Here is a 526-nt window from a genome sequence, read left to right as displayed (position 1 = left end):
ATATGGTGCCGTGCGATGAAGAAGAGCATTATGACGATTACGTCATGTCGCTCTATTCTCAGGGCGTACTGACGCCAAACGAATGGCTGGATCTGGGGGGCCTCAGCTCTCTGTCCGCCGAAGAGTACTTTGGCGCGAGCCTCTGGCAGCTTTATAAGAGCATCGACTCACCGTACAAAGCGGTGCTGAAAACGCTGCTGCTGGAAGCCTATTCATGGGAATACCCTACGCCGCGCCTGCTGGCGAAAGACATCAAACAGCGTCTGCACGACGGGGAGATTGTCTCCTACGGGCTTGATGCCTACTGCATGATGCTGGAACGCGTTACCGAATACCTGAAAGCCATTGATGACACCACGCGTCTCGATCTGGTGCGTCGATGTTTCTATCTCAAAGTCTGTGAAAAATTGAGCCGCGAACGCGCCTGCGTGGGCTGGCGTCGTGAAGTGGTCAGTCAGTTAGTCAAAGAATGGGGATGGGACGAAGCGCGTCTGTCCATGCTCGACAACCGCGCCAACTGGAAGAT

Annotated in this window: 1 protein-coding gene; it reads left to right on the top strand. The window is 54.6% G+C overall.

Annotation, left to right across the window (positions count from 1 at the left end; genetic code table 11):
- The coding region (locus K5E19_RS23890; protein WP_221553395.1) for a class I adenylate cyclase at window positions 1-526 on the top strand (526 nt) is incomplete at both ends.

Source organism: Enterobacter sp. RIT637, from assembly GCF_019718755.1.
Taxonomy (GTDB): Bacteria; Pseudomonadota; Gammaproteobacteria; order Enterobacterales; family Enterobacteriaceae; genus Enterobacter.
Note: the sequence above shows the minus strand (reverse complement) of the source record. Positions and strands in the feature narration are given on the sequence as shown.